Annotated in this window: 8 protein-coding genes; 5 read left to right on the forward strand and 3 right to left on the reverse strand. The window is 36.0% G+C overall.

All coding sequences use genetic code 11. The annotated features are described in order from the left end of the window. The first annotated feature begins 7 nt into the window (after positions 1 to 7). Positions 8 to 1474, forward strand: coding sequence for a catalase KatB (katB, locus tag B5P42_RS08385; protein ID WP_113734013.1), 1467 nt, complete (start codon positions 8 to 10; stop codon positions 1472 to 1474). Between the two features lie 207 nt (positions 1475 to 1681). On the opposite strand, the gene B5P42_RS08390 is transcribed toward katB, so the two are convergent. Then, complete coding sequence (locus B5P42_RS08390) at positions 1682 to 2914, reverse strand: ammonium transporter (protein ID WP_002011245.1); 1233 nt, start codon at positions 2912 to 2914, stop codon at positions 1682 to 1684. A 211-nt stretch (positions 2915 to 3125) separates the two neighbouring features. On the opposite strand from B5P42_RS08390, the gene B5P42_RS08395 reads away from it, so the two are divergent. Next, positions 3126 to 4427 (forward strand): alpha-amylase family glycosyl hydrolase, encoded by a 1302-nt coding sequence (locus B5P42_RS08395; protein ID WP_113734014.1) that lies wholly within the window; start codon positions 3126 to 3128, stop codon positions 4425 to 4427. A gap of 49 nt (positions 4428 to 4476) precedes the next feature. Beyond that, complete coding sequence (locus B5P42_RS08400; protein WP_113734017.1) at positions 4477 to 4704, forward strand: hypothetical protein; 228 nt, start codon at positions 4477 to 4479, stop codon at positions 4702 to 4704. Between the two features lie 38 nt (positions 4705 to 4742). Here the strand turns inward: B5P42_RS08400 and B5P42_RS08405 are convergent, their stop codons facing one another. After that, positions 4743 to 5234, reverse strand: coding sequence for a YajQ family cyclic di-GMP-binding protein (locus B5P42_RS08405; protein WP_002030284.1), 492 nt, complete (start codon positions 5232 to 5234; stop codon positions 4743 to 4745). A 284-nt stretch (positions 5235 to 5518) separates the two neighbouring features. Here B5P42_RS08405 and B5P42_RS08410 point away from each other — a divergent pair, with 284 nt between their 5' ends. Beyond that, positions 5519 to 6373 (forward strand): CvfB family protein, encoded by an 855-nt coding sequence (locus B5P42_RS08410; RefSeq protein WP_002011240.1) that lies wholly within the window; start codon positions 5519 to 5521, stop codon positions 6371 to 6373. Positions 6374 to 6639: 266 nt separating this feature from the next. Here B5P42_RS08410 and B5P42_RS08415 read toward each other — a convergent pair whose 3' ends face one another. Further along, positions 6640 to 6939, reverse strand: a complete 300-nt coding sequence (locus B5P42_RS08415; protein WP_002030282.1) for a hypothetical protein — start codon at positions 6937 to 6939, stop codon at positions 6640 to 6642. 631 nt (positions 6940 to 7570) lie between these two features. Here B5P42_RS08415 and B5P42_RS08420 point away from each other — a divergent pair. After that, positions 7571 to 8097 (forward strand): acyl-ACP desaturase (locus tag B5P42_RS08420; protein ID WP_181458788.1); only part of this gene is annotated, 527 nt, incomplete at its 3' end.

Consider the following 8097-nt stretch of genomic DNA (forward strand, 5'->3'; position numbering starts at 1 on the left):
ACCCTTGATGAATCCAAATAAGCGCTTAACAACAAACCAAGGTGCTCCAGTTGGAGATAACCAAAACTCTCGTACAGCTGGTCGCCGTGGACCGGTATTGTTAGAAGACTATCATTTAGTAGAAAAACTTGCTCACTTTGATCGTGAACGTATTCCTGAGCGTGTTGTGCATGCACGTGGTGCAGGTGCTCACGGTGTATTCGTAACGAAAAACAGCATGCAGCAATATACGAAAGCAGCGTTTTTACAAAATGAAGGAACTGAAACACCTGTATTCGTTCGTTTCTCAACGGTTATTCATGGTCAAGGTTCTCCAGAGACAGCTCGTGATCCGCGTGGGTTCGCTGTTAAATTTTATACAGAAGAAGGAAACTATGATATCGTAGGTAACCATTTACCAGTTTTCTTCATTCGTGATGCAATTAAATTCCCTGACATGGTGCATTCATTAAAGCCAGCACCTGATACAAATGTTCAAACACCAGATCGTTACTGGGATTTCATGACGTTAACTCCAGAATCTACACATATGATGACGTGGGTATTTTCTGATTATGGTACACCGGCAAACTACCGTGAAATGGAAGGATTCGGCGTACATTCATTTAAATGGATTAATGCAGAAGGTAAAATTGTTTACATTAAATATCATTGGAAGCCACAGCAAGGTGTACGTAATTTAAGTGCGAAAGAAGTGCAAGAAGTGCAAGGGAAAGACTTCAATCATGCAACTCGTGATTTATTCGATGCAATCGAAAAAGGAAACTATCCGAAATGGGATTTATACGTACAAGTAATGCAACTAGATGAAACGGACTCTTTAGACTTCGATCCACTAGATCCAACGAAAGTATGGCCAGAAGATCGTTTCCCATTAATTGAAGTAGGGACGATGACGTTAAATCGTAACCCGAAAAACTTCTTTGCGGAAGTAGAACAAGTGGCGTTCTCTCCAAGTGCAACTGTAAATGGTATTGAACCATCTGAAGATAAATTATTACAAGGTCGTTTATTCTCTTACCCAGATACACAGCGTTACCGCCTTGGTGCAAACTATTTACAAATTCCTGTAAACTGCCCATACGCAGCTGTTCGTAATCAACAACGTGATGGTGCGATGCAAGTGGATCAAAACCCATCTACAATAAACTACGAACCGAGCCGTCATACTGAAAATCCAGTGGAAGATCCGGCTTACCGCGATTCAACTATGAAAGTAGAAGGCTATGTATCTCGTGAAAAAATTGAAAAACCAAATGACTTCAAACAAGCGGGTGAGCGTTACCGTTCATTCTCTAAAGAAGAGCAAGACAACTTAATTGCGAACTTAACAAACGACTTAAAAGGCGTAAATGAGCAAACAAAATTACTAGCTATTTGCAACTTCTTCCGCGCGGATCATGACTACGGAATGCGTTTAGCAGGGGCGTTAAATGTTGATATTACGCAGTATGTAGGGAATGTTCCGAAGTAAATAGGAAAAGACGACTGTTAAACGGTCGTCTTTTTTGTGTAAAATCATGCAGGGTATTTTGCGTTTTAGCTATGTCGGAATTCGTCGGTAAATCGATATATTGAAAGAAACGATCGATATATTTATGGGAATACAGGGTGGGGTATGCTAATCTAATCAGTGCGATAAAAGAGATGCAATCTACTATTAATAGATTGCATCTCTTTTTTAATTTACTCGCTCTGTATACTCATAAGCTTTCTCCCCGTGCATCGAAATATCAAGCCCCATTTGTTCTTCGTGCTCATCGACGCGAACAGGAAGGAAGAAGTTAATAGCCTTAATAATGGCGTACGTCATTATGATTGTGAATGCATATGTTGCTCCGATTGCTACAAGTTGTTTGAAAAGGAGAGTGGCGTTTCCGTAAAATAATCCGTTAGCACCATCGCTATTTATAGTAGTAGTAGCAAATAGTCCAGTTGCAATACCGCCCCAAGTTCCTCCAATGCCGTGGCATCCAAATGCATCGAGTGTATCGTCGTATCCGAATTTGTTTTTTAAGAAGAAGACAGCTCCGAAGCATAATATACCGCCGATTGCTCCGATAAGAAGAGCGGAGAAAGGTGTAACGAATCCACAAGCCGGCGTAATTGCGACTAAACCAGAAACAACCCCGGAAGCAGCTCCCATCGCAGTCGGTTTTGATTGGAAGAACCATTCAGAAAGCATCCAAGTTAGAGCTGAGGCAGCGGCGGCTATATTTGTATTAATAAATGCAGTTAAAGCTACGTCATTTAAAGATAATGCACTACCGACGTTGAAACCGAACCAGCCGAACCAGAGTAAGCCTGCGCCTAACATTGTAAATGGTAAATGATGAGGGGAGGTGCCGCTTATGTTTTTTCGTTTTCCTAGGAAGATAGCTAATACAAGACCGGCAACGCCAGATGTGATATGAACGACATTACCGCCAGCGAAGTCTAATGCGCCGAGTTCTCTCAGCCATCCGCCAACGCCCCATACCCAATGAGCAACAGGATTGTAAACGATTGTTGTCCAAAGAAGGATAAAAATAAGAAAGGCAGAAAATCGCATTCTTTCGGCGAATGCCCCTGAAATTAAAGCGGGAGTTAAAATAGCGAACATGAGTTGGAACATCATAAATAAATTGTGAGGAATAGTAGATGAGTAGTCTGGGTTTGGTGCGTAGGTAACTCCGTTTAGACCGAACCAATCGAGATTGCCGATAAGTCCGTGCCAATCTGGCCCGAATGATAAAGAATAACCGATAACAATCCATTGAATCGAAACGATAGCCATTGCGCTATAACTGTGCATTGTCGTGCTGAGTACGTTTTTACTGCGAACCATACCCCCATAAAAAAGTGCCAATCCTGGTGTCATCAACATGACCATTACTGTCGTTACAAAAATAAAAACTGTATCTCCCGTATTCATTCTCTCTCCTCCTATGATGTTAGAAAAAATAACATCTATATGTTATTTTTCATATCATATTCGAAATAAAAAGAAAAATCAACTAAAAATTCAGAAAACTTTTTAGGAGATGTTAGAAAACCTAACATTATGTATTTTTGGGGGATAAAATCAACGTATGCGATTTGTTCTAAAAATTGGTATAATATTCTTACAATTGTAAGTTTGGGGGATGCGTGTGAAAAAAATATGGACTAAGGAACTATTCATTTGTTTTTGTTTAGCTGTTATTTTGTTTGTACCAGTACATACTTTTGCGGAAGAAAAAAGGGAATGGCGAGATGAAGTTATATATTCCATTATGATTGATCGCTTTAATAACGGAGAATCGAAAAATGACAAACAGTTAGACGTTGGTAATTTAGAAGGGTATCAGGGCGGAGATATACGTGGGATTATAAAAAGATTGGACTACATAAAAGAAATGGGATTTACTACTATTATGCTTTCGCCGCTTTTTGAAAGTGAAAAGTATGATGGATTAAGCGTTCGAAATTTTCGAAAAGTAAATGAACATTTCGGAACAGAAAATGATGTGAAAGAACTTGTAAATGAGGCTCACAAAAAAGGAATGAAAGTTGTCTTTCAATTTCCGTATGAAGAAAATGAACAACAATTAATATACTCGATGAAATGGTGGATAAAAGAAGTCGATTTAGACGGAAGTTATGTGATACATAGTGAAAAAAAGCCGCGTGCTTTTTGGGATGAAGTGCAAAAGGATTTGCAGAAGGTAAAGAAAGATTTTTACATTATGACAAAGGAAGATAATGAGTACTATAAAAAAATAGTAGAGTCATTTTCAAAAGCAGATATGTCTGTGAAACCTTTATATGATGTGAGTGGAAAAGAAGAGGAATTCGCTACGTTTTTAGATAATCAAGAAACAAAGCGATTTGCACGTATTGCAAAAGAAAATATGTATTACCCGCCGTCTCGTTTAAAACTAGCGATCACTTACTTATTAACATCCCCGGGGATACCGAATTTTTATTACGGAACTGAAATCGCATTAGATGGGGGAGATGCTCCAGATAATAGACGATTAATGGATTTCAAATCTGATGAAAAGTTTATGCAGCACATAACGAAGCTAGGTGAACTTAGACAAGCGAGACCATCTTTACGACGTGGTACGTTTGAACTTCTATATGATAAAGATGGAATGAGTATATTAAAACGAAAGTATAAAGATGAAGTAACACTAGTAGCGATTAATAATACGAAAGAGACGAAAAAGGTTTCCTTACCTGTAAGTACAATTGGTGAAAAACAAGAGTTAAGAGGATTGTTAGAAGACGAAATTATAAGAGAAGAAAACGGAAAGTTTTATCTTGTTTTAAAGCGCGAAGAGTCGAATGTGTATAAAGTTAGCGAAGAAACAGGTGTGAATTGGTTGTTTATCTCCTTAATAGTCGGTGTGAACGTGTTATTTATTGCTTTTTTAATTGCGGTTAAAAAGAGGAGGAAATGAGGGGGCTCTCTTTTGCGCTTAATTGATAGTTTATGATGAGGTGAGATGTTTGAGAAAAAAGAAGTGGTTCGCTTTATGTTTATGTATTCTTATCGTATTCGTAAGTTTGCATTTTTGGGACAACGGTGACGATGGGAAATTTGTTCGGTGGGGCGATAGTGTGCATTCTGTTGATACAGAAGTTCTTAAGAGAAATAATATTAAATACAAAATTGAAAATGATAAAGTGTATATTTCAGAAAAATCATTGGATAAAGCAATATTTTGTTGCTCGTAATAAGTATAAAACCTCCTCTGAATAGAGGAGGTTTCTTTTTAGCGATAGTTAATGAACTGTACGTCGATTGGTAAGTCAACGCTGCGAACGGCTGCGATTACTGCTTGTAAGTCATCACGGCTTTTCGCTGTTACGCGTACTTGGTCATCTTGTACTTGCGTTTTTACTTTTAATTTCATTTCTTTAATGATGTTGTTGATTTTTTTCGCGTTATCTTTATCGATACCTTGTTGCAGAGTTGCACGTTGGCGAACAGTATTACCAGATGCGGTTTCAACTTTTCCGTAGTCCAAGTTTTTAATTGGAACGTTACGTTTTACAAGTTTAGAAATTAGAACGTCTTTTACTTGGTCTAATTTGAACTCGTCATCAGAAGTTAAAACAAGTACTTCTTTTTCTAATTTAATATCACTTTTACTACCTTTAAAGTCATATCGGTTTTGGATTTCCTTTAATGCGATGTTAATTGCGTTTGTTACTTCAGGTAATTCTACTTTCGAAACGATGTCAAAAGAACTCTCTTTTGCCATAGTTAGCACCTCCAAATAAATTTCTATCTTTTCATGCACCTAAATAGGCTATGTAATATACATATTAAAGTATAGCGGAAAATACATCGATTAGATAGAGTGTTGCAACTTAAGTGTTTTGACGGGTCATCCGTAGGGGAATATAGTCCTATAGATACAGTCTTTATTTAATTATAGTGAATTTTGGGCAGTTGGACAAATAAAGGAAAAATCGTGTTATAATTAACTTTTGTTTGGAATGATAAAAAAGATAATTTTATATATATAGAAGGGAATTAAAAAATATGTATTTGCAATTAGGATCGATTGAACAGGTAACTGTTTTACGCGAAACGGAAATCGGATATATGGTTGGAAACGAAGAGGAAGAAATCTTCCTACATAAAAACGAATTAGCTGGAGAAATTGCAGAAGGCGATACGATTGATGTATTCTTATACCTTGATCACCAAAATCGTATTTCAGCAACAATGAAGGAACCAATTATTACAACACATGATTGGAATTGGGTAAAGGTTGTAGAAGTTATTCCTAGTTTAGGTGTGTTTGTTGATATTGGTGTATCAAAAGATATACTAATTCCACTTGATGAGTTTCCAATTTATATGCCAGTATGGCCTCAGGAAGGCGACGAATTATATTGTACGTTAAAATTAACGAATCGTGATCGTTTAATTGCTCTTCCGGCAAGAGACAGTGATATGCAAGAAATTATCGTAGATGCAACGCCATCTATGCGTAATAAAAACGTAAATGGACGTGTGTATCGCTCACTTCAAGTTGGTTCATTCATACTAACTGACGAGCATTTCCGTGCTTTCTTACACCATACAGAAAGAAAAGAACAAGTCCGCATCGGTGAGCGCGTAACAGGTCGTATTATTGACGTGAAAGACGACGGTACAATTAACATTTCACTTCTTCCTCGTAAAGAAGAAGGAATGGAAGATGATGCAGCAGTACTTTATGCATATATGGAAGAACGAGGCGGAGCAATGCCGTTTTGGGATAAGAGCAACCCAGAAGACATTAAAGAACGTTTCAATATGAGTAAGGCTGCATTTAAGCGTGCACTTGGTAAACTGATGAAAGAAGAAAAGATTTACCAAGAAGAAGGCTGGACTTACTTTAAGAAATAAGATAAATGAAAAAGAACTATTTTTTCTCTTAATTTTTAAGAGAAGAGATAATTCTTTTTTTTATTATAAAGTACATAAAAAGTAAATAAGGTGTAATAAAATTCACAAAATCTGAAGATATAAAAACAACTAGAATACGTTATGGTTTTTATTCTAACAAGAAATAAGAATATTTTGAATAAAAAGAATATTAAAATGAGTTTTTGGGCTTTTAGTTAACAAAGTTTCGAAAATAAACACTTTATAAAGGTTTCCTTTAAATATGATTATTGTGTTTCGAGGGTTTCCTTATAAATCTTAGCTATATATTTTACGAAATCAATGATGGGATAGTGTATGAGCGAGCGGTGCTGCGTAAAACGAACTCCTGATTTTTCCATTTTCGAAATGATTTGTTCAATTTCCAACTCTTTTTGTTGTATCTTATTATAATTTTGATATACAATGTTTTTCCATTGATAGGAAGAACCATGAAAATAACTCTCTCCTTTTACCCTGTGATTAAATATTATTTCTATTTTTTCTCTACGTTGTCTTTCCTTCATATACGATTCCGTTGACTGCATGGTTATCGCCTCTTTCCTTTGTATTGTATACTGTTTCCGAAAATTCGGTCTAACTCATCATAGCCAATGTACAGTGATTTTGTTGGGGATTGTCGTTTAAGGCTATCTTATCAACTGTATATATTTTGCAATTTCTTAATCTAATATCTTATATCTAAATAAATTGTTAGTGTGTATAAAACGCCATTAATCTTTTAAGTTTTTGCTACCAATAACAAAATTAGAAAGTAGCGAAAACGGATGAAAGATAAATTGTTTATCAATCTTTATTATAAAACGATTCTTTATGGATATGCACCTTTTTATACTCACCAAGATTTACAATATGACGAGTATCTTCATCCATGAATGTTATCCTCTATTTGTTGAGGATAGTTTTTTTATTTAGGCTAAGCAACATATCGTATGCCTTAGAACCCTTTTTATAAAAAAGGACAATATATGTAACGGTTTCCCTTTTGATATGAAAAAATCATATAGAAATAAAGCGTTCTTAAAGTGGTTTGTTAAAAATTTGTTGTATTTGACTTAAAAAAAGGAAAGTAATATTTATTTGTAGAAAATTTTTAAGGATACAAATGAATGTAAAAATAGAATGACTATCTACGATAAAAAAGGGGGGCACTTATATATGCTAACAAATGATTTAGATTTCCGATTAGAACCACGTTTAAAAGAACTGTATGAACAACATAAAATAAGAGCGCAGAAGATAGACTGGGGTTATCATGAGTTTTTACCATGGGATAAGGGAATGGACTTTAAAAGAGTTCCTTGGGATGAAAGTCAAGTTACTCTTCCTTCTGGTGTAATTACGGCTATTGAGACAGCTTTATTAACAGAAGTGAATTTACCATGGTTTACAACGTATTTATCGGCGACCTTTAAAGGATCCCTTTCTGTTATTACAGACTTTATTCATACTTGGACCTCAGAAGAGGATCAACATTCGAATTTATTGGAGACATATTTACTACTCACTCGAAGTGTGAACCCTAAACGAATACATGATTTAAGAAAGTCAGTCGTTGAGGGTGGATTTGAGCCTGATTTTCATACACCAATCGAAGCAATGACGTATACGACGCTACAAGAACTTGCAACGCTGGTGTTTTATAATAACGTAGCTAAGGTTTCAAGTAAGCATGATCCAGATCT

Origin of the sequence: Bacillus sp. SRB_331 (genome assembly GCF_003264175.1) — a bacterium.
Taxonomy (GTDB): domain Bacteria; phylum Bacillota; class Bacilli; order Bacillales; family Bacillaceae_G; genus Bacillus_A; species Bacillus_A mycoides.

Coding starts and splice junctions, on each gene's coding strand:
- katB (WP_113734013.1), top strand. CDS start 8: ATGAATCCAAATAAGCGCTTAACAACAAACCAAGGTGCTCCAGTTGGA.
- B5P42_RS08390 (WP_002011245.1), bottom strand. CDS start 2,914: ATGAATACGGGAGATACAGTTTTTATTTTTGTAACGACAGTAATGGTC.
- B5P42_RS08395 (WP_113734014.1), top strand. CDS start 3,126: ATGCGTGTGAAAAAAATATGGACTAAGGAACTATTCATTTGTTTTTGT.
- B5P42_RS08405 (WP_002030284.1), bottom strand. CDS start 5,234: ATGGCAAAAGAGAGTTCTTTTGACATCGTTTCGAAAGTAGAATTACCT.
- B5P42_RS08410 (WP_002011240.1), top strand. CDS start 5,519: ATGTATTTGCAATTAGGATCGATTGAACAGGTAACTGTTTTACGCGAA.
- B5P42_RS08415 (WP_002030282.1), bottom strand. CDS start 6,939: ATGCAGTCAACGGAATCGTATATGAAGGAAAGACAACGTAGAGAAAAA.